The following is a 20738-nucleotide window of genomic DNA, read 5'->3' as shown; positions in this document are numbered from 1 at the left end:
TCGTCGCTGATTGATCTACAGACGCCGCGATTTCCCCTAGATCGACGAGTCGCCCGCCCGCCCGCCCGGGCGGGCGGGCGGGCGGGCGGAGGGCTTGGCCGTTGGTCAGGGGGTTAGGCGGTGTAGGTCGCGGGGGAACGCGGTGACCTCCCGGATGTTCGCCGCGCCGACCAGGCGGGCAACGAAGCGCTCCAGGCCGATGGCGAAGCCGCCGTGCGGTGGCATGCCGTGCCGGAAGGCGTCGAGGTAGCCGGCGTACGGCTCGACCGGCTCCCCCCGGGCCGCCAGCGCCGCCAGGTAGTCGGCGTGCCGGTGCAGGCGCTGCCCGCCGGTGACCAGCTCAAGCCCCCGGAAGAGCAGGTCGAAGCCGTTGGAGTAGTCCGGCCGGGCCGGGTCCGGGTGGGTGTAGAACGGGCGCTTCGCCATCGGATAGCCGGTGACGAAGAGGAAGTCCGACAGGTGCTCGCGGCGGGCCCACTCCCCCAGCGCCCGTTCATGGGCGGGCGCGAGGTCCGGCTCGTCGGCGGGCGCGCCGGCGATCCTCAACGCCTCGGTGAAGTGCACCGCGGGGATCTGCGCCGGCACGGCCGGCACCTCGACGCCGAGCGTCGCCAGGGCGCCGGCGGCCCGCTCGTTGACGGTGCCCAGCATCCCGGCCAGGGTGTCCCGCAGGACGATCATCACGTCGCGGTGGTCGGCGACGAAGCCCAGCTCCACGTCGAGCGAGGTGTACTGCGCGAGGTGCCGGACGGTGTCGTGCGGTTCGGCCCGGAAGACCGGCCCCACCTCGTAGACCCGTTCGAAGACGCCGACCATCAGCTGCTTGTAGAACTGCGGTGACTGGGCCAGGTACGCGGGCCGGCCGAACCAGTCCAGCGCGAACACGTTCGCCCCGCTCTCCGTGGAGGAGCTGACCACCTTCGGCGTGTGGACCTCCACGAAGTCCCGGGCGTCGAGCGCGGCACGGAACCCGGCCACCGCCGCCGCCGAGATCCGCAGCGCTGCGGATCGGGTCGGGTGACGCAGCGCGGTCGGCGCGTTGTCGAGCTGGGTGGGCAGGCTCGCGGTGAGCGCCGGCCGGTACAGGTCGAACGGCGGCGGCACTGCGGGCGGGCCGAGCGGACGTACCGTCGGGTCGGTCAGCTCGACCCCGGTGGGCGCCGTCTCGTTCGCGGTGGCCGTCGCAATCACCTCGACGACCGTCTCCTCGGTGAGCTTGTCCAGCTCGGCGCGGACGGCCGGATCGGTGACGACGACCTGGGCCAGGCCGGTGGCGTCGCGCACGATCAGGAAGGCCACCGACTTGAGCATTCGGCGGCGGTGCACCCAGCCGGCGATCCGCACGGTCGCGCCGACCTGGGCGGGCAGTTGGTGGGACAGGGTTCGTTGCATGGCGGGCTGCTCCTCGGTCGATCGCCACGCCGTCGCCGCCCCGGGGTGGCGAAAGCGTCGCATCAGCCCCAGGGAGGTGTGGGCGAGCGGGAACCTCGCGGTGCCACCACACCTTCGCCCCCGCCGGAGCGGGGGCCTCGTTCGTCGCCTGATGACCGGGGCCAGCCGGGCGGGCTCTACTGGGCACGGGGTGACCCGCAACCGTTCTTCCCGCAGCTCGGGAGGGTCTTCGCGCACCGGCGCCAGACCGCCTCTCAGCACCGGCGGCTCTCTGCACTGGCGGGTCGGGGCGCTACTCGGCTCCGTCGTCGCTGTTGGCGGTGACGGTAACACCCGATCCCCGTGGCTGTGACGCCAATTTCGAGCCGCTGGTGTCCGGCGTCACAACATCCGCGGCGTGACGCCGGTCGCCCGACGCACATAGACGGCGGCCGTCGGGCGTAGGCTCGTTTTCGTGACGATCGAGCACTCCGCGCCGACGACCGGCCAGGCAGCGCGCACCGCAACGGCCGCCCCCGAGGGGCGGCGTCTGCTGCGGATCGAGGCGCGCAACGCCGAGACGCCGATCGAGCGCAAGCCGCCATGGATCAAGGTCAAGGCCAAGATGGGCCCGGAGTACACCCAGCTGCGCGGGCTCGTCTCGCGCGAGGGGCTGCACACCGTCTGCCAGGAGGCCGGCTGCCCCAACATCTACGAGTGTTGGGAAGACCGCGAGGCCACCTTCCTGATCGGCGGCGACCAGTGCACCCGGCGCTGCGACTTCTGCCAGATCGACACCGGCAAGCCGGCCGAGTTCGACGCCGACGAGCCCCGCCGGGTCGCCGAGTCGGTGGTGTCCATGGGGCTGCGCTACGCCACCATCACCGGCGTCGCCCGTGACGACCTGCCCGACGGCGGCGCGTGGCTGTACGCCGAGACCGTGCGGCAGATCCACGCCCTCCAGCCGGGCTGCGGCGTCGAGCTGCTGATCCCGGACTTCAACGCCGTCCCCGAGCAGCTGGCCGAGGTCTTCGGCTCCCGCCCGGAGGTGCTGGCGCACAACGTGGAGACGGTGCCGCGCATCTTCAAGCGGATCCGCCCCGCGTTCCGCTACGACCGCTCGCTGGACGTGATCCGTAAGGCCCGCGCCGACGGCCTGGTCACCAAGAGCAACCTGATCCTGGGCATGGGCGAGGAGCGGGCCGAGGTCTCGCAGGCGCTGCGCGACCTGCACGAGGCCGGCTGTGAGCTGATCACCATCACGCAGTACCTGCGCCCCTCGCCCCGGCACCACCCGGTGACCCGATGGGTCAAGCCGGAGGAGTTCGTGGAGCTGCGCGAGGAGGCCGAGGAGATCGGCTTCGCCGGGGTGATGAGCGGGCCGCTGGTGCGCTCGTCGTACCGCGCCGGCCGGCTCTACCGCCAGGCTCTCGACGCCCGCGCCGCCGCACCGGTCGGCACCGCCGGCTAACCCGCACCGACGGCGCCGCCGCACGTCGCGTCGGGGAGCGCCGACACCTGGGGTGCCCCGATCGGCTGACGGCTGCCGCCGGACGTTGGCGCTTGCGCGCCAATTGCCCGCTTCGCCCGTTATGTACAGGTGTTGGTGTCTGTGCAGCGGGTATCGCCACCCGTCCGGCGGTCGCGGCTGCCCGAAATCCTCACCGTGCCCGCCGTCGTCGCGGGTGTCGGCTATCGCCTGGGTCTGCTGGGCCACGCCGCGCCGCCGACCAACAGCGACGAGGCCACCATGGGGTTGGCCGCGCTGCACATCGCCCGGGGTGAGGGCTTCCCGGTCTGGTTCTACGGCCAGCAGTACATGGGCACGCTGGAGGCGTATCTGGCCGCACCCGTGTTCGCCCTGACCGGCGGGCCATCACTGCTCGGCCTGCGCCTGCCGACACTGGCGCTGTACGCGGTGTTCCTGCTGCTGGCCTGGCGGCTGACCCTGCGGCTGACCGGGGACCGCTGGTTCGGGCTGCTGGTGGTGGCGCTGCTCGCCCTCGGCTCCGATCGGGTGGTCAAGAACCAGCTGATCGCCGGCGGCGGCTATCCCGAGATGAACGCGGCGGGGGTGGCGCTCGCCCTGCTGGCCCTGGATCTGGCCACCGGACGGCCGGGTCGGCGGCCGGTGCGCTGGGCGCTGTGGGGCTTCCTGGCCGGCCTCATGCTCTGGGTCGACCCGCTGGTGCTGGCGTACGTCCTCGCCACCGGCGCGGTGCTGGTCGCGTTCTGCCGCCGGGAACTTCGCGGAGCGGCCGGCGTGCTGCTCGGGGCGGCCACCGTGCTGGGCGCGGCCCCCCTGCTGGCGCACAGCCTGCTGACCAAGCGGATCCCACTGCACGCGATGCTCGCCGCCAGCGGCGCGGACGCCACCACGGGCTGGACGGACCGGCTGCACGGCGGGCTGCTGCTCGGCCCACCGCTGGGCATGGGCTTCTGCGCGCCGGGGCGGTGCGCCACCTGGCAGCTGTGGTGGGCGCTCGTTCTGCCGGTGCTGCTGGCCGTCGCCGCCGGGACCGCCTGGCGGGTGCTGCGCCGGTCGCCCACCGCTGGTCCGTCGCCCCGGGCCGCGGCGGCGATGCGGCTGGGCCTCGTTCTGGCCGCGGCGGCCACTCTCGGCGCGTACACAGTGAGCAGCGCCGCCGGGCTCACCCCGGTGGAGAGTTCCCGCTACCTGTCCTGCCTGCTCATCTCCACGCCGGCGCTGCTCTGGCCGGTGTGGACGGTGGCCCGGAACGGGGGCGGCCGGACCGTCGCCCGACCGGTCGCGCTGGCCGTGCTCGCCGCCACGGTGGGCACCACCGCCCACGCCACCTGGCGGGTGGCGCAGACCGCCCCGGCGACCCGGGCCGTCGAGGCCCGGCACGCCGAGCTGGTGACCACGCTGCGCCATCTCGGCGTACGGCAGGTGCACGGCGGCTACTGGACCTGCAACCGGCTCACCTTCGCCAGCGCGGAGGAGGTGGTCTGCGCGGTCGTCGACGACAGGCTGCGCCCCGGCCTCGACCGCTACCCCGCGTACCGGCTGGAGGTGGAGCGTGCGACGGCGCCGGCCTGGGTCGCGCCGACCGGGTCGCCGATGGCGGCCCGCCTCGACGACCGGCTGCGCGCCGCCCCGGACAGCCTGGAACTGGTCACCCTCGACGGCTGGCGGATCTATCTGCCGCGCACCTGAGGACGGGCTGACCGGCCCGCCCGTCAGCGGGGTGCGGCGGTCTCGGCGAGCAGACCGAGGCGGTGGGCCAGGGCGGCGGCCTCCCCCCGGTTGGTCACGCCGAGCTTGGCGATGATCCGGGACACGTGGACGCTTGCCGTCTTCGGCGAGATGAACAGCTGCTCGGCGATCCGGCTGTTGCTGTGCCCCTCGGCGACCAGCCGCAGCACCTCCCGTTCCCGCGAGGTCAGCAGGTCGGCGCCGGGCCCCGCCTGGCCCGCCCCGCGCAGGCCGACCCGGCGGGCCAGGGTGGCGGCCGCCTCGGCCAGCGGCGTCGCGCCCAGCCGCCGGGCGATCTCGGTGGCCTCGGTGACCGCGGCCGCCACCTCGTCCCGCTCTCCCGCGGCGGCGGCCGCCTCGGCCAGCGCCAGCAACGCCCGGCCCAGCGGATACGGCTGCCCGTCGGCGCGCCACGCGTCCACCGCCGCACGCCAGGCCGGCAGCGCTCGCCCGGCGGTCGCGAGCAGGGCGGTGACCTGGGCGGCGTGCGCCCGCGCGGCCGGGTGCCGCGCGGGCAGGTCGGCGGCGAGCGCCGCGACGGTGGCGGCCAACTCCCGGTCCCCCACCCGGGCGGCGGTACGCGCGACCGCGCTGAGCACCGGCCAACCCTCGCGGGGCAGCTGCGGCAGGCTCTGATCGGCCAGCGCGACGCGGGCCGCCCGGATCGCCTCGACCTTGTCGTCGGCGGCCAGCGCCGACTCGATCCCCAGCTCGTGCAGGGGCAGCCGGTGACTCGGCCGCAGGTAGGGCCGGCCGAGGAAGGCCAGCGCCCGGTCGACCAGCTCGTCGGCGCCCGGGTGGGCGCGGGCCAGCCGCAGGCCGGCGCCCAACTGGAGCCAGTGCACCCCGGTGACGCCGGACAGATCGATCCGGGCGGCCTCCGCGCACACCGCCTCCGCCTCATCCCACCGGCCCAGCGCGATCAGCGCCTCGGCCCGGTTGCTCAGCAGGTACGCGCCTGTGGAACGGCTGATCCCCACCCGCCGCGCCTCGGCGACGCCGGCCTCGGCCGCCTGCGCGGACTCGGCGTAGCGGCCCAGCTCGCAGAGCACGTCCGATCGGTACACCATGGCGTTCACCAGGGCCGGCGCGTCCCCGGCGGCGCGGGCGGCCGACTCGGCCTCGTGCAGCTCCGCAAGCCCCTGCTCCAGGTCCCGGTCGCCGTGGCAGAGCAGGGCGATCCGCGTGGGCAGCAGGGCCACGTACTCGCCGAGGGCCTCGGCGTCCGCGACGGCCTCGGTGGCCACCCGGGCCGCCTGCCGCGAGTCGATCTTGACCAGGTGGGCGGCGATGTCGGCGAGCAGCTGTACCCGCTCCACGCCGGCCGGGCCGCCCGCCGCCAGCCGGTACGCCTCACCCAGCTCGCTGCTGCCGTCGCTCTTGCCGAGCAGGGCCAGCAGGCGGCCCCGCTGGGCCAGCAGGCGGGCGGCGCGCAGGGGCGCGGCCTCGGCGTCCACCTCGGCCAGCCCGGCCCTGGTCAGGGTGATCGCGCGGCTGAAGTCGCCCGCCGTGACCGCGGCGTTCAGCGTCTGCTCCAGCAGCGCCAGGTGGTCCATGCCGAGCCGGTCGGCGGCGTCGGGCACGAGTTCCCACAGCTCCAGCACCCGTTCCAGCAGGCGGCGCTGCTCGGCGTAGGCGTACCGGTCGGCGGCGGCGCAGGCGGCGGCCCGTGCGGTGACCAGGGCCCGGGGGTGGTCGTTCGCGGCGTACCAGTGATGGGCGATCTCGGCCGGGGCCCGCCCTTCGGCGACCAGGTGCGGCTGGGCCTCGATCGCGGCGGCGAACCGGGCGTGCAGCCGGGCGTGCTCGCCGGGCAGCAGTTCGTCGTGCACGGCCTCGCGGACCAGCGCGTGCCGGAACTCGTAGTCGCCGTCACGAGCCACGACCAGCTGGGCGGCGACGGCGGCGCGCAGCGCGTCCTCCAGCTCGGCCTCGGGCAGCCCGGCCACCTCGGCGAGCAGGTGGTGGGCGAAGCGGGTGCCGCCGGCGGCGGCGATCCGCAGCACCCGCTGGGCGGGCTCGGGCAGCCGGTCCACCCGGGCCAGCAGCAGGTCGCGCAGCGTCTCGGGTAGCGCGGCGCAGCCGATCGGGTCGCCCGCGACGGTCAGCTCCTCGATGAAGAACGGATTGCCCTGGGTGCGCTTGTGGATGTCGTCGATGGCGCGGGGATGCGGCTCGGCGCCGAGGAGGTCGGCGAGGATCGCGGCGGTGCCGTCGCGGTCCAGCCGGCCCAGCTCGACCCGCTCGACGCCGCGGGCCCGGTCCAGCTCGGCCAGGAACGGGCGCAGCGGATGCCCGCGCTGCAGCTCGTCGGTGCGGTAGGTGCTGACCAGCAGCAGTCGGCCCGGCCGGGCGGCCCGGACCAGGAAACCGATCAGGTCACGGGTGGAACGGTCGGCCCAGTGCAGGTCCTCGATCACCAGCACCAGCGGCCGGACGTCGGCGAGCCGTTGGAACAGCTCGGCGACCAGGTCGAACAGGTAGCCGCGCGGCGCGTCGGTGAGCGGCGCGGCGGCCGGCGCGGCCAGCGCGGCGGACACCCGGCCCAGCTCCGGCAGGAGCCGGGCGAACTCCGCCTCGTATCCGGCGAAGACCTCGGCGCCGTCGGCGCGCAGCACCGCGCGCAGGGCGGCGGCGAACGGCGCGAACGGCAGGCCGGCCTCGCCCAGCTCCAGGCACTGCCCGACGAGCACCCGCGCGCCGGCGTCGGTGGCCGAGCCCGCGAACTCCTCCAGCAGCCGGGTCTTGCCGACGCCCGCCTCGCCACCGACCAGCACGGTGCTGGGTTCCCCGGCCCGGGCCCGGGCTAGCGCGGCCCGCAGCGCGGCGATCTCGCGCTGGCGGCCGACGAGGACGGAGCTGGCGGCACGTACGGTCACGGGGTCGAGCATGCCACGACGGGCCCGAACGCCGTCCCCGCCGATCGGCTGGTGACCGAGCGGCGGGGACGGCGGCGGGGTGGGCGCGGCGGCGGGCAGGGCGGTCGCGGTCACCGGTGGTCGTCGCCGGTGCGCCGGATCTGCTGGCGCCGGCCCAGCCAGGTGCGCCTGGCGGGGCGCGACAGCGAACGGGCGAGCCGTTCCGTCGCCGCCTCGGCGCGCAGCTCGGCGGCGTGGCTGTGGTGCAGGGTGAGCAGGAAGTCTGCGTCGTTGCCGAACATCTCGGGCTCCTTCGTGGCGTCGTCATCTTGCTGTTGATGACTCTTCGCGCGAAGGCCCCATCCGGGCATGGGCACACTGCCGGATCTTCTCCGGCGCCACCCTCCTTACCCGCCGGCCGCGGGGGCGTACGGCGACGTAAGGTACTCAGCCGGCCGGCACCCGGACGCGGATCAACGGGGCGGGCGGCGCCCACTAGACTCTGCGGCATGGCAAAGCCCCAGGAGAAGGTCTCGTTCGGCCAGCGGCTGAAGCAGATCGGGATGGTGTTCCAGTTCACCGCCAAGCAGGACCGGTGGTTCGCGCCGCTGGTCGCCGCCGCGGTGCTCCTCCCGCTCGCCCTCACCGTGGTCGCGGTCATCCTCTGGAGCTGGATCTGGCTGCCGCTGGGCATCCTGTTCGCCCTGCTCGCGGTGCTGATCGTGCTGAACCTGCGGTCCAACAAGGCGATGATGAACGCCGCCGAGGGGCAGCCCGGCGCGGCGGCGCAGATCATGGAGAACATGCGCGGCGACTGGCGGGTGACCCCGGCCGTCAGCTCCACCACCCAGATGGACATGGTCCACCTGGTGATCGGCCGGCCCGGCGTGATCCTGCTGGCCGAGGGCAACCCGCAGCGGGTACGCGGCCTGCTCGGGCAGGAGAAGCGGCGGTTGGCCAAGGTGATCGGCTCCGCCCCGCTGCACGACTACGTGATCGGGCAGGAGGAGGGCGAGCTGCCGATCCGCAAGCTGCGGACCACGCTGCTGCGGCTGCCCCGGGCGCTCAGCGGCAAGGACGTCAACTCGCTGGACAAGCGACTCAAGGCGCTGACGGCCCGGCCGCAGATGCCCAAGGGCGCGATCCCGAAGAACATGCGGCCGCCGGGCGGCTCGTTCCGCCAGTCGCGGCGCTGACCCTGGCGTACCCCCGGAAGAGCCGGAGCCCTACGGGCCCGGCTCTTCCGCGTTGCGGGGGGTGGTCAGCGGCGGGGCGCGTCGACGATGACGGCGTCGGTGAGCCGGTCGTGCAGGCCGCGACGGTGCTCGTCCATGATCAGCGCGGGGACGACGAGGGCCAGCAGCAGACCCCGGAGCAGCCCACGGAGCAGCCCGATCCGGCCGCCGTCGTGCCAGTTCACGCAGCGGACCTTCGTGATGTACATGCCCGGCGTCTGGGCGAACAGGCCGAGGAAGAAGCCGTACAGCAGGATCAGCACCAGCACGGGGGCCCAGCCGTCGCGCACCGGGTCGGCGAAGATGTTGGCCACCAGCAGGCACAGCACCCAGTCGATGATCAGCGCCCCGAACCGCCGACCCAGGCTCGGTGGGGTGAAGGTGGGATCGGTGGCCGGCGCTGCCGGGGCCTGCGGGTTGGTCACAGCGGTCAAGGGTATCCGTGTCGCGATCGGGGCTTCCGGGTGCTGCCACCGCGCTCGCTAAATCCGGCCAATGGCATCAAACGTCATTACAATGGTGTACGTGGTACGCGGCTCGCGGCGGACCGGGAGCGGTAGAGGAGCGTCGCTGACGCTCCGCGAGGGACGTAACACGGCAGAAACACCGGGGACACGGCCGGGCAACCCCCTGGCCATAGCGTCGCCAGAAGCCTAGCCACCCCGTGGACGTGCCAGGAGGACGTGTGTTCGCCAATTCCGAGGAACTGCTGCGGTACCTCAAGAACGAGGACGTGAAGTTCGTCGACGTTCGTTTCTGTGACCTGCCCGGTGTGATGCAGCACTTCAACCTGCCGGTCGAGTCCGTCAACGACGATCTGTTCACCGACGGCCTCGCGTTCGACGGCTCATCGATCCGCGGTTTCCAGGCGATCCACGAGTCGGACATGCTCCTGCTCCCGGACGTCGCCACCGCGTTCATCGACCCGTTCCGGGCGCAGAAGACCCTCGCGTTGAACTTCTTCATCCACGACCCGTTCACCCGCGAGGCCTACACCCGCGACCCCCGCAACGTCGCGAAGAAGGCCGAGGCGTACCTCGCCGCCAGCGGCATCGCCGACACCGCCTACTTCGGCGCCGAAGCCGAGTTCTACATCTTCGACTCCATCCGCCACGAAACCTCCGCGCACCAGTCGTTCTACTACATCGACTCGGTCGAGGGCGCCTGGAACACCGGCCGCGAAGAGCCCGGCGGCAACCGCGGCTACAAGACCGCCTACAAGGGCGGCTACTTCCCCGTCCCCCCGGTCGACCACTACGCCGACCTGCGCGATGCGATCGTGCGCCGCCTCGTCGACTCCGGCTTCACCGTGGAACGCTCGCACCACGAGGTCGGCACCGCCGGCCAATCCGAGATCAACTACCGGTTCTCCACCCTGCTGCACGCCGCCGACCAACTCCAACTCTTCAAGTACATCGTCAAGAACGAAGCCTGGGCCAACGGCAAGACCGCCACGTTCATGCCCAAGCCCCTGTTCGGTGACAACGGCTCGGGCATGCACACCCACCAGAGCCTCTGGCTCAACGGCGAACCACTGTTCTACGACGAGACCGGCTACGCCGGCCTGTCCGACACCGCCCGCTGGTACATCGGCGGCCTGCTGCACCACGCGCCGTCGCTGCTGGCCTTCACCAACCCGACAGTCAACTCGTACCGGCGCCTCGTGCCCGGCTTCGAAGCGCCGGTCAACCTGGTCTACTCCCAGCGCAACCGCTCCGCCTGCACCCGCATCCCCGTCACCGGCGCGAACCCGAAGGCCAAGCGCGTCGAGTTCCGCGTCCCGGACCCGTCGGCCAACGTCTACCTCGCCTTCTCGGCCATGATGATGGCCGGCCTCGACGGCATCAAGAGCAAGATCGAACCACCCACGCCGATCGACAAGGACCTCTACGACCTCCCGCCCGAGGAATGGGGCGACGTCAAGCAGGTGCCGGGCTCGCTGCCGGCCGTGCTCGACTCGCTGGAGGCCGACCACGACTATCTGCTCGACGGCGGGGTCTTCACCCCCGACCTGATCTCCACCTGGGTCGACTGGAAGCGGGCCAACGAGGTCGACCCGGTGCGCCTGCGCCCGACCCCGCACGAATTCGCCATGTATTACGACTGTTGAGCAGCCTACGACTGCTGAGCAGTCACTCGATCACCGGCCGGGGCCGGCTCCGCTGTCGCGGAGCCGGCCCCGGCCGCTTTATAACGTCCCCCGATATACCTTCGCTGTCGATATATCGAGGCGGTGGAAACCCCTCTCTCTGAAAACCGCGTGTCGCCACGCCCTGGGACGCTCTACGGGGCGCTCGACCGACTGGTCGCCGCCGGCCTTGTCGAGGTCGACCGGGAAGAAGTGGTGGACGGCCGACTGCGCCGCTACTACCGCCGGGGCGTCCCCCAGCCCCGCCCCGCCCCGCCCCGCTTCAAGATCGCGCTCGATCCTGGATCTAGTGGCCTCGATCGTGTCGGACACCACTACATCCACGTTCGAGCACGATCTTGACCGCACGACGATGACGATCATGAGGTTGGCGAGGCGTTCCGTCCGGATCGCCCCCGTCAACCTCATGATCAACGATGGCGGCTGCGGGCGGTGCCTATGAGCACGGTCAGGAGCAGGGCGGTCATCGCCACAGCGCCGGGGGCCTTGGTGAAGCGGGCCAGGTTGGTGCCGTCGGGCAGGGCGAGGAAGCCCGCCACCGCGGCCGGCGGCACGAACCACGCCGTCCGGATGGCGGTGAGGGCGAGCAGCGCCAGCGGCCAGGTGGCGTACCAGGGGTGGAAGACCGGGGACAGCACGACGGTGGCGACCAGCGCCAGCGCCGCGCCGTGCAGCGCCACCCGGGGGCGCCCCGCCTCGATCCGGGTCACCCGCTGCCGGACGTCGTTCAACGCGCGCAGCGCCCGCCACGCCCGCCACCAGAGCCCTGCCAGCACTCCGGCGAGCAGCAGCAGCGCGAGGACCCGGAGCACCGGCACCGCCGCCGGGTCCCGGCCGACCAGCGCGCCGGCGTAGTCGACGACGAAACCGGCCGCGGTGGGCGGTGACGTCCACTGCTCGGAGTCGCCGCTGTGGGTCAACCCGCCCACCCAGCCGAACCCCAGGCCGGACAGCGCCGAGTTGATCAGCAGCGCGGCGAACAGCCCGCCGGCCAACCAGCCGCCGTCGCGCAGCAGCGCCCGCACGGTGTACCTGCCGTGCACCGCGGCCAGCGCGGCGAACGGCGCCACCACCGCGGCGCTCGCCTTCACCGTCACCGCCAGCCCGAGCAGCGCCCCGGCGAGCAGCAGCGCCGCAGGTCGGCCCGGCCGGCGGATCACCACCAGCAGCCCGCACAGCAGCAGACCCAGCATCACCGCGTCGTTGTGCGCGCCGGCCACCAGGTGCACCCCGACCAGCGGGCTGGCCAGCGCCAGCCAGGCGGCCCGTCGGGTCGGCACCCCGGCCGCGCGGGCCAGCCCGGGCAGGCAGAGCGCGGCCAGCAGCAGGCCCGCCACCGCGATCACCCGCAGCAGCACGATCGCGCCGGTGAGCCCGCCGCCCAGGCCGACCGCGAGCGCCGCGAGCAGCACGAACACCGGTCCGTACGGGGCGGGGGTGTCCCGCCAGATCGGTGCCACCGTGTCCAGCCACGGACAGCCCGCCGCCGCCACCGGAGTCGCGTACGGGTCGAGGCCGTGCGCGTACGTCCAGCCCTGGCAGGCGTACGAGTACACGTCCCGGCTGCCCATCGGCGGCGCGAGCAGCAGCGGCAACGCCCACAGGCCGGCGGTGGCGTACGCCCACCGGGTCGACGGCGCACCCTCGCGCAGCGACCACCACGCCCCGACCAGCAGTGCGGTGCCGCCCAGCCAGCAGGTCAGCGTCGCCGGGCCGCCCGGGGTGCGCCAGATCGACACCGGCGTCGCGCCCAGCGGGGCGTCGGGCAGCGCCCCACCCAGGTACCCGGCCACGGCGAGCAGGACCGCGCCGGCCAGCCCGCCGTACCGGGCGACGCGCGCCGTCAGCGGACCGGGAGCGGCGGATGGTGGCGGGGCGACGGGCGCGGCGCCGGGAACTGTCACCGGCGCACCTTTCCTCAGTCGGTAGCGACCGGCTGACGGGCCGCCCGAGCCGACCGTACCAACCAGATGACCAGCACGATCACCAACAGCGTCATCAGCGGCGCCCCGACCGACTTGGTGTACCGGGGCAGCCCGGTGCCATCGGGCAGCACCAGGAACGAGGCGACCAGGGCGACCACGAGGAACCACCTGGTGCGCCGGGCGGTGGCCGCCAGCACGAACAACGGCCAGGTCCAGTACCAGGGATGCACCACCGGAGAGAGCCCGACCGTGAGGGCGAGCGCGAGGCCGGCGTAGAACAGCGGGTCGCGGGTGCGAGCCCGCCACCAGAGCCAGACGAGGAGTACGGCCAGGAGCACGACGGCGATCCCGCGCGTCACCGGCAGCGCGTCGACGTGCCCGCCGAACAGCGCCGCGACATAGCCGACCGTCTGGCCGACCGCTGTCGGCGGGGATGTCCACGCGACGGCGGCGCCTCCCTGGGACAGCCCGCCGACCCAGCCGAAGTCCAGCCCACCGGCGGCGGTCACTCCCGCCACGGTGGCGACCGCGCCGCCGACCACCCAGCCGCCGTCACGGATCAGAGTCCGGATCCGGTACGGCCCGGCGGTGGCCGCCAGCGCGGCGAACGGCACCACCACCACGGCGGTGACCTTGATCGCCACCGCGACACCGAGCAGCACCCCGCCAACCAGCAGCAGCCCACGCCGGCCCGGCCGGGACGCCACCACGGCCAGCCCACCGACAAGCGCGGCGAGCATCAGCACATCGTTGTGTGGGCCACCGATCAGGTGCGCGGCGACCAGCGGGGAGCCCAGTGCCAGCCACACGGCCCGCTCGGCCGGCACGCCGGCTCGACGAGCCAGCGCCGGCAGTGCCCACGCGCTCAACACCACCCCGACCAGCGACAACGCCCGGAACAGCACGATGCTGGCGGTCAGCGAACCGGCGACCTTGACCACCGCACCCGCGATGATCACGAAGAGCGGGCCGTACGGTGCCGGGGTGTCCCGCCAGATGTAGGAGACCGTGTCCAGCCAGGGACAGGGCAGGGCGGAGACGCCCTGCTCGTACGGGCTGATGCCGCCGACGAAGCTGGCGCCCTGGCAGGTGTACGCGTACACGTCCCGGCTGCCCGTGGGCGGCGCGACGAGCAGCGGCAGCAGCCAGAGCCCCACGGTGACCAGGGCCCAGCGGGTCGACGGCACCCCGTCGCGCAGAGCCCACCAGGCGTACGCCAGCAGGCCTGTGCCGACCGCCCACGCGGCGAGGATCAGCGGGCCGTTCGGGCCCTGCCAGATGCTGACCGGGGTGCTGCGCAGCGGGCCGCCGGGAAACGCGCCCCCGAGGAAGGCGGACAGCGCGAGCAGCGTCGAGCCGGCCAGGCCGGTCCAGCGTGCGAGGTGGTGAGGCACGTCCGACATGCTGCCAGCCCGTCGGCGGGGAGCCGACGGCAGGCACCCGGCCGGAGAGCGTCCCCGGACGGTCAGCAGTGGTTCGCCGGCGCGAGGCCGCTGGCGATCGAGTAGTCACCGGCGGCACGCACCCGCACCTCGGTCCACCCGTTCGCGCCGGGCCGCACGCAGCCGTCCGGGCCGGTGAGCGACAGCCAGCGCGACCAGCGGACCCGAACCAGCACGTCGCCCGGCGCGGCGGTCAGCCGGACCGAGCCCCGGTCGGCGGCGACGAGTTGGCCCGGGTCCCCGACCAGCGGAGTCGGATCGACCACTGCATACATCCGCCAGGTCGGATCACGCCAGACCTCCCGCAGGTACGGCAGGCCGGTGCGGATCAGCTCGGCCTCGTCGCGGCCCCACCGGTCCGCGGGAGCGTCCGCGACCACCACGTAGGTCACCGCCACGTCGCGTAGCCAACGTTCGTAGGTCTCCGCGCTCAGGTCGCCGTCGTAGAACAGCGCGTTGCGATCGCTGTCGACCTGCCGTTCCCAACCGCGGGCCAGCGGCACGGTCGGTGGCAGGTACGCGGACTCCCAGTGGTCCCGCAGCGGCACCACCTCGACCCGCCCGACCGGCTGCCGCCGCTCCAGTTCCGCGACGAGCGGCCGGTAGAAACCGGCGGCGCTCTCGGCGGCGCCGGCCCGGACGACGTCGCTCACCATCACCGGGGGCTGCCACCACACGGTCGCGGCGAGCAGCCCGGCCAGCCACGGCCCCGGCAGCGGGGCGTACCCGGCCAGCACGGGCAGGGCGAAGAGCATCGGCAGGCGCAACGCGTTGGAACCGATGGGGCTGGGCACGTAGTAGGCCCCGACCAGGAGCAGCACCGTGAGCACCGCGCCGACGCGCAGCACCCGGCGACGACGGGGCAGCACGACGCCCACCAGCACCGCGAGCGCGACGTTGATCCGCATCGACTCGGGCGAGTACGGCTGGGTGCCGCCGTTGCCGAAGAACAACGCTATCGGGGCCAGCGTGAGCGCGGGCGCCACGGCCAGGACGATGCCCTCCGCCAGTGGTCGCTCCGCTCGCCACCCACCCGGCAGCGGGCGGCCCGGTCCGTCACCGCGACGCAGGGCGGCCAGCAGCAACGCCGCGCCTGCCAGGCCGGTGAACAGGCCGGCGACCGGGCTTGCCGCCGTCGCCAGGGCAGCGCAGCCGGCGGCGAGCGCCAGCCGTACCGGACGCGGCGGGCGCTCCGCGCTGACCGCGCAGAGCGCCAGCAGCCCGAACGTCACCCCCACGGCGAAGGTGATCCGACCGCTGGCCAGGTTGCCGACCAGCACCACGGCACCGAGGACACCGGCCAGCAGTGGCCGACGAGCCCGATTCCGGTCGAACAGCCAACCCAGCGCGGCCGCGCCGAGCACTGCGGCGAGTGCGCCCAGCGGACGCACCCCGATCAGTGCGCCCAACCTGGCCGTGAACAGGCTGTAGCCGTACTGGTTGACACCGCCGTACCAGCCGAGGTCGAGGGGCGCGGCACCGTACCGGTCGGCGAACTCGGCACGGGCCACCTGGGCGGCGAGGTCGGTGCCCATCCGCGGCGCGAGCAGGAACACGGCCGCGAGCAGCACCGCGACCCCGGCAGCCGGCACCCAGACGGTGTACGGGGACCGGGCGCCCCCGGTACGCCGGCCGGCCGCCGTACCGGTCGGCTGGGTCAGCGCGTCAGGCATCGAGGACCCGTTCCGCCGCGGCGCGGGAGCGGCGGCCGGTGCGCAGGTACTCGTCGAGGAACTCCCCCGGGTCGTCCCGGCCGAGCAGCGCGACCACCCCGGCCAACTCGACCCCGTGCCGGGGCAGCTGGTCGCCGGCCCGACCACGGACCAGCATCAACGCGTTACGGACCTGCGCGGCCAGGGACCAGCCGGCCGCCATCTCGGCGGCGTCCGCCGGGTCGATCAGGCCGGCCCGCTCGGCGGCCGCGAGCGCGTCGAGGGTACGCGTGCCGCGCAGCGCCGGCACCGCGCCGGCGTGCCGGAGCTGGACGAGCTGCACCGCCCACTCCACGTCGGCCAGCCCGCCGCGACCCAGCTTGGTGTGGGTGGCCGGGTCGGCGCCCCGGGGCAGCCGCTCGGTCTCCACCCGGGCCTTGATCCGGCGGATCTCGACGACCTGCTCGCGGGTGAGCCCCTCGGCCGGGTAGCGCACCGGGTCGATCAGCGCCTCGAACTCGGCGCCCAGGTCGGCGTCACCGCAGACGAACCGGGCGCGCAGCAGCGCCTGTGCCTCCCACACCCGCGACCAGCGGGCGTAGTACTGGGCGTACGCGGCGAGGCTGCGCACCAACGGGCCCTGCCGGCCCTCCGGACGCAGGTCGGCATCGACGCCGAGCGGCGGATCGGGGGCGGGTACGCCGAGCAGCCGACGCAGCTCCTCGGCGATCGCGTGGGCGGCGGCGCTGGCCGCGCTCTCGCTGCTGCCGGCGGGCGGGTCGTAGACGAAGAGCACGTCGGCGTCGGAGAGGTAGTTCGACTCGTACCCGCCGAGCCGGCCCATGCCGATCACCGCGAACCGCAGCCCGGCTGGTGCCGGCTGGCTGGCCTGGGCGGCGCGCAGCGCGGCGGCCAGGGTGGCGTCGGTGACGTCGGCGAGCGCCGTGCCGACGGCGGTGATGTCGGCGAGCCCGGGGGCCGGCCGGGTTCCGCCGTCCGTACGGGTGGGGGTGGGTGCGAGCGAACCGGCCCGGCAGAGCACGTCGGCGCAGGCCACCCGGACCAGCTCCCGGCGGCGCAACGCGCGCACCGCCCGGGTGGCCTCGACCGGGTCGGTGTGCCGGGCCGCCGCCGCGAGGAACCCCTCCCGGAGCACCTCGCGCGGGCGGGGCGCCAGCTCGTTCTCCTCGGCCAGCAGCCGCAGCGCCTCCGGATCCCGCGCGAGCAGGTCGGCGGCGTACCGGGAGAGGGCGAGGACCCGGGCGAGCCGCCGGGCGACCGGGCCACCGTCGCGCAGCAGCCGCAGATACCAGGGGGTGCTGCCCAGCTTGTCGGAGACCTTCCGGTAGTTGAGCAGCCCCCGGTCCGGCTCCGGCGCGTCGGCGAACTCGCTGAGCAGCACCGGCAGCAGGGTCCGCTGGATGGCCGCGGTGCGGCTCACCCCACCGGTGAGGGCCTGGAGGTGGCGCAGCGCCCCGGCCGGGTCGGCGAAGCCGAGGATCTCCAACCGGTGCCGGGCCGCCTCCGGGGTGAGCCGCAGCCCGTCGGCCGGGACCCGGGCGACCGACTCCAGCAACGGCCGGTACAGCAGCTTGGCGTGCAGCCGACGTACCTCGGCGGCGTGCGTCACCCACTCGGCCCGGAAGGCTTCCACGGCGCTGCGCCCCGGCGTCGCCGTGTAGCCCAGCGCGGCGGCGAGCCAGCGCAGCGCGGCCGGCTCGGTGGGCACGGTGTGGGTGCGGCGCAGGCCCTGCAACTGGAGCCGGTGCTCGATGCCGCGCAGGAAGCGGTAGCCGCGCAGCAGCGCCTCGCCGTCGGCACGACCGACGTAGCCGCCGGCGACGAGCGCGCGCAACGCCGGGATGGTGCCGGGCACCCGCAGCGTCTCGTCGCCGCGTCCGTGCACGAGCTGCAACAGCTGGACGGCGAACTCGATGTCGCGCAACCCGCCGGAGCCGCGCTTGATCTCGCGCTCCAGCTCCTTCGGCGGGATGTTGTCGATGATCCGGCGTCGCATCGCGCGAACGTCCTCGACCGCCTCGGGCCGTTCCGCCGCCCGCCACACCAGCGGCGCGAGCTGGTCGATCCACTCCTGGGCCAGCGGCAGGTCACCGGCGGCCGGGCGGGCCTTGAGCAACGCCTGGAACTCCCAGGTGCGGGCCCACCGGCGGTAGTAGGCCAGGTGGCTCGCGAGGGTCCGCACCAGCGGGCCCCGGTTGCCCTCCGGACGCAGCGCCGCGTCCACCGGCCAGGCCACCAGCCCGCAGATGTGGATCAGCCGGGTCGCCACCAGGGTGGCGGCGGAGAGGTCGGCGTCCTCGGCGGCCACGAAGATGACATCCACATCCGAGACGTAGTTCAGCTCGCCGCCGCCGCACTTGCCCATCGCCACCACGGCCAGCCGGGGCCGCGCGGTGCCCGCGGGCAGCTCGGCGACCGCGATCTCGTACGCCGCGGCCAGCGTCGCGTCCGCCAGCGCGGAGAGCGCCGCCATGGTCTGCTCCAGGCCGCGCCCGCCGGTCAGGTCGGCCGCCGCGATCCGCAGCAGGGCCAGCCGGTACGCGGACCGCAGCACCGCCGTCGGATTGCCGTCGCCGGCCGGCTCCAGCCGGCCTTCGGCGGTGGGGGCGAGCCCGTCCGGGGCGGTGCGCAGCGCCGCGTAGTGCTCGGGGTGGGCCACCAGATGGTCGCCGAGCGCCGACGAGGCGCCGAGCACAGCGATCAGCCGCCGCCGCAACCCGGAATCGGCGTGCAGCTCCGCGAGCAGCGGCGACCCGGGGTCGCTGCCGCCGTTCGCGCGGCGTTCGGCCTCGACGATGCGGTGCAGCTGGCGCAGCGCCAGGTCCGGGTCGGCGGCCCGGGACAGCGCGGCGAGCAGCTCCACGGCCGGCTCGTCGACCGGCTCCTGCTCGGCCGGCCGCCACAACCGCAGCCCGTCCGGGCCGAGCAGGTCGGCGGCGCGCGCCCCGCCGTCGCCATCGGCGGTGCCGAAGCCGTACCGGGCGAGGCGGCCCGACGCCCTGGTCGGCCGGCTCATCAGTGCCCGAGCAGCGGCAGGCCACGCCGCATCGTGCTGTCGTCCAGCTCACCGAGGGCCAGCGCGGCGAACCGGGCGGCGAACGGCTGCCAGACCTCCTCGACGTCGGCCATCACCGAGGCGCACGCCGCGACCACCAGCTCCGGGTCGTAGCCCAGGTCGGCGAGGAGCGTCGAGTCGGCGGCCCAGTCGGCGATCATCGCGGTGTCGCACTCGATGTGGAACTGCAGCCCCCAGGCCCGGTCACCGAGCCGGAACGCCTGGTTCGGGTAGCGGGTGGAGGCGGCCAGCAGGGTGGCGCCCCGGGGCAGCTCGGTGATCTCGTCGGAGTGCCACTGGAGCACGTCCGGGATCAGCGGCACATACCGGAACAGCGGGTCGTTCTCGGCGGCGTCCCGCCGGCCGACCACGCCGGGGCCGATCTCCGGCCCGGACGGGCTCCGCTCGACCAGCCCGGCGTGCGCGGTGGCGAGCAGCTGCGCCCCCAGGCAGACGGCCAGGGTGGGCACCCGGTAACGGACCGCCTTACGCAGCAGCCCCTCCACCGCCGGGAACCACTGTGCGCCGGGCGAGCCGTCCGGCAGCGGGTACGCCTGCTGCTCGCCGCCGAGCACCACGAGCGCCGCGTACCCCTCCAGGTCGGCGGGGAGCTCGTCGCCGGCGTGCGGGCGGACCACCCACAGCTCCAGCCCGGCCTCGGTCAGCCATTCGCCCAGTCGGCGCAGGTCGTCCGACGGGTCGTTCTCGATCACCAGAGCGGTTGCCACCCGTCGAGGCTAGCCGGTGCGCCGCCGGGCGCCACGCCCCGCCACGGCCCCGCGCCCTCCGCCCCCGGCCTGCGCCCGTCCTGGAGGACAGCAGGGTCGATAGGCTCTGCGGTTGTGATCAGCGACGACCCGACAGTCATCCGCCCGCCCGCGCTGTGCCCGGGTGACACGGTGCTGCTGGTGTCGCCGTCCGGTCCGACCTCGCCGGAGCGGGTGGCCCGTGGGATGGAGCTGCTCACCGGCTGGGGCCTGCGGCCGGTGCCGGCGCCGAACGCGTACGCCCGGCAGGGCTACCTGGCCGGTGCGGACGAGCTGCGCGCCGCCGACCTGAACGCGGCGTTCGCCGACCCGCAGGTACGCGGGGTGATCTGCACCCGGGGCGGGTACGGCGCCCAGCGGATCGTGGACGCCATCGACATGGCCGCGGTCCGCCGCGACCCGAAGGTGGTGGCGGGCTTCTCCGACATCACCGCGCTGCAGTTCGCGCTCTGGCGGGGTGCCCGGCTCGCCGGGGTGCACGGCCCGGGGGCGGCCTGGCGGGATGAACGCACCCCGCTGCGTTCGGCCGAGTCGCTGCACGCCGCGCTGATGACGACCGAGCCGGTGACGGTCACCGCGGTGGCCGGCGAGGAGACCTATCCGGTCCGCGTCCCGGGTCGGGCCACCGGCACCCTGCTCGGCGGCAACCTGTGCATGATCGCCGCGTCGGTCGGCACGCCGGACCTGCCCGACCTGACCGGGGCGGTGCTGTTGATCGAGGACGTGCAGGAGCCTCCGTACAAGGTCGACCGGATGCTCACCCACCTGCGCCGGGCCGGCGCGCTGGACGGGTTGGCCGGGGTGGCGGTCGGCCAGTTCACCGACTGCGCCGACGGCTGGGACACCACGATCGTCGACGTGCTCGGCGAACGCCTCGGCGGCCTCGGCGTACCGGTGCTCGGCGGACTGCCGATCGGCCACGGCCCCAACCAGCTCACCGTCCCCGTCGGCACCCGGGCCACCCTCGACACCACCACGGCCACCCTCACGGTCCAACCCGCCGTAGCCTGACCCGCACCCCAGCCCGGCCCGTGCCCCCTCGCGCG

14 protein-coding genes and 1 pseudogene are annotated in these 20738 nt (G+C 74.3%); 6 read left to right on the top strand and 9 right to left on the bottom strand.

Going from position 1 to position 20738, the window contains the following annotated elements:
- Positions 1–105: 105 nt before the first annotated feature.
- Positions 106–1392, bottom strand: a complete 1287-nt coding sequence (gene aspS / locus GA0070607_RS20500) for an aspartate--tRNA(Asn) ligase (protein WP_089019645.1) — start codon at positions 1390–1392, stop codon at positions 106–108.
- Positions 1393–1846: 454 nt separating this feature from the next.
- Between aspS and lipA the strand changes: the two genes are divergently transcribed.
- Entirely contained in the window at positions 1847–2842 is a 996-nt protein-coding gene (lipA, locus tag GA0070607_RS20495) for a lipoyl synthase (protein ID WP_089019644.1), read from the top strand.
- Between the two features lie 129 nt (positions 2843–2971).
- A complete protein-coding gene (locus GA0070607_RS20490; protein ID WP_089019643.1) occupies positions 2972–4549 on the top strand; it encodes a hypothetical protein in 1578 nt (525 codons plus the stop codon).
- 23 nt (positions 4550–4572) lie between these two features.
- Here GA0070607_RS20490 and GA0070607_RS33835 read toward each other — a convergent pair whose 3' ends face one another.
- Both GA0070607_RS33835 and GA0070607_RS32795 read right to left on the bottom strand, forming a co-directional pair.
- On the bottom strand, positions 4573–7581 hold the full coding sequence (locus GA0070607_RS33835; RefSeq protein WP_269458391.1) for a helix-turn-helix transcriptional regulator: 3009 nt from the start codon (positions 7579–7581) through the stop codon (positions 4573–4575).
- Entirely contained in the window at positions 7578–7748 is a 171-nt protein-coding gene (locus tag GA0070607_RS32795; protein ID WP_172899073.1) for a hypothetical protein, read from the bottom strand. Before GA0070607_RS32795 ends, GA0070607_RS33835 begins: the two co-directional genes overlap by 4 nt.
- A gap of 207 nt (positions 7749–7955) precedes the next feature.
- On the opposite strand from GA0070607_RS32795, the gene GA0070607_RS20480 reads away from it, so the two are divergent.
- Positions 7956–8642, top strand: coding sequence for a DUF4191 domain-containing protein (locus tag GA0070607_RS20480; protein WP_089019642.1), 687 nt, complete (start codon positions 7956–7958; stop codon positions 8640–8642).
- Positions 8643–8707: 65 nt separating this feature from the next.
- On the opposite strand, the gene GA0070607_RS20475 is transcribed toward GA0070607_RS20480, so the two are convergent.
- Positions 8708–9106 carry an RDD family protein gene (locus tag GA0070607_RS20475; protein WP_089019641.1) on the bottom strand — a complete coding sequence of 133 codons (399 nt, stop codon included), beginning with the start codon at positions 9104–9106 and terminating at the stop codon, positions 8708–8710.
- A gap of 260 nt (positions 9107–9366) precedes the next feature.
- Between GA0070607_RS20475 and glnA the strand changes: the two genes are divergently transcribed.
- Entirely contained in the window at positions 9367–10791 is a 1425-nt protein-coding gene (glnA, locus tag GA0070607_RS20470; protein ID WP_089019640.1) for a type I glutamate--ammonia ligase, read from the top strand.
- 135 nt (positions 10792–10926) lie between these two features.
- Positions 10927–11067: pseudogene (locus GA0070607_RS33455) on the top strand (helix-turn-helix transcriptional regulator); the annotation flags it as partial.
- Positions 11068–11240: 173 nt separating this feature from the next.
- On the opposite strand, the gene mptB (GA0070607_RS20460) reads toward GA0070607_RS33455, so the two are convergent.
- The 5 genes from mptB (GA0070607_RS20460) to GA0070607_RS20440 all read right to left on the bottom strand — a co-directional run bounded on the left by mptB (GA0070607_RS20460) (position 11241) and on the right by GA0070607_RS20440 (position 19653).
- Entirely contained in the window at positions 11241–12677 is a 1437-nt protein-coding gene (mptB, locus tag GA0070607_RS20460) for a polyprenol phosphomannose-dependent alpha 1,6 mannosyltransferase MptB (RefSeq protein ID WP_089021973.1), read from the bottom strand.
- Positions 12678–12748: 71 nt separating this feature from the next.
- Positions 12749–14149, bottom strand: a complete 1401-nt coding sequence (gene mptB, locus GA0070607_RS20455; RefSeq protein ID WP_172899072.1) for a polyprenol phosphomannose-dependent alpha 1,6 mannosyltransferase MptB — start codon at positions 14147–14149, stop codon at positions 12749–12751.
- Between the two features lie 71 nt (positions 14150–14220).
- A complete protein-coding gene (locus GA0070607_RS20450) occupies positions 14221–15870 on the bottom strand; it encodes a hypothetical protein (RefSeq protein WP_231930066.1) in 1650 nt (549 codons plus the stop codon).
- Positions 15863–18886: a bifunctional [glutamine synthetase] adenylyltransferase/[glutamine synthetase]-adenylyl-L-tyrosine phosphorylase gene (locus GA0070607_RS20445; RefSeq protein WP_089019637.1), complete on the bottom strand. Its 3024-nt coding sequence runs from the start codon at positions 18884–18886 to the stop codon at positions 15863–15865. Before GA0070607_RS20445 ends, GA0070607_RS20450 begins: the two co-directional genes overlap by 8 nt.
- Positions 18886–19653 (bottom strand): type 1 glutamine amidotransferase, encoded by a 768-nt coding sequence (locus GA0070607_RS20440; protein WP_089019636.1) that lies wholly within the window; start codon positions 19651–19653, stop codon positions 18886–18888. The genes GA0070607_RS20445 and GA0070607_RS20440 overlap by 1 nt, the downstream gene beginning before the upstream one ends.
- Positions 19654–19767: 114 nt before the next feature.
- Between GA0070607_RS20440 and GA0070607_RS20435 the strand changes: the two genes are divergently transcribed.
- Positions 19768–20703, top strand: a complete 936-nt coding sequence (locus GA0070607_RS20435; RefSeq protein WP_089019635.1) for a S66 peptidase family protein — start codon at positions 19768–19770, stop codon at positions 20701–20703.
- Positions 20704–20738 lie beyond the last annotated feature (35 nt).

The organism is Micromonospora coriariae, assembly GCF_900091455.1.
Lineage (GTDB): Bacteria > Actinomycetota > Actinomycetes > Mycobacteriales > Micromonosporaceae > Micromonospora > Micromonospora coriariae.
Note: the sequence above shows the minus strand (reverse complement) of the source record. Positions and strands in the feature narration are given on the sequence as shown.

Excerpts from the sequence above, each read along its gene's own strand:
- aspS (WP_089019645.1), bottom strand. The coding sequence starts at position 1,392 with ATGCAACGAACCCTGTCCCACCAACTGCCCGCCCAGGTCGGCGCGACC.
- GA0070607_RS32795 (WP_172899073.1), bottom strand. The coding sequence starts at position 7,748 with ATGTTCGGCAACGACGCAGACTTCCTGCTCACCCTGCACCACAGCCAC.
- GA0070607_RS20480 (WP_089019642.1), top strand. The coding sequence starts at position 7,956 with ATGGCAAAGCCCCAGGAGAAGGTCTCGTTCGGCCAGCGGCTGAAGCAG.
- GA0070607_RS20450 (WP_231930066.1), bottom strand. The coding sequence starts at position 15,870 with ATGCCTGACGCGCTGACCCAGCCGACCGGTACGGCGGCCGGCCGGCGT.
- GA0070607_RS20445 (WP_089019637.1), bottom strand. The coding sequence starts at position 18,886 with ATGAGCCGGCCGACCAGGGCGTCGGGCCGCCTCGCCCGGTACGGCTTC.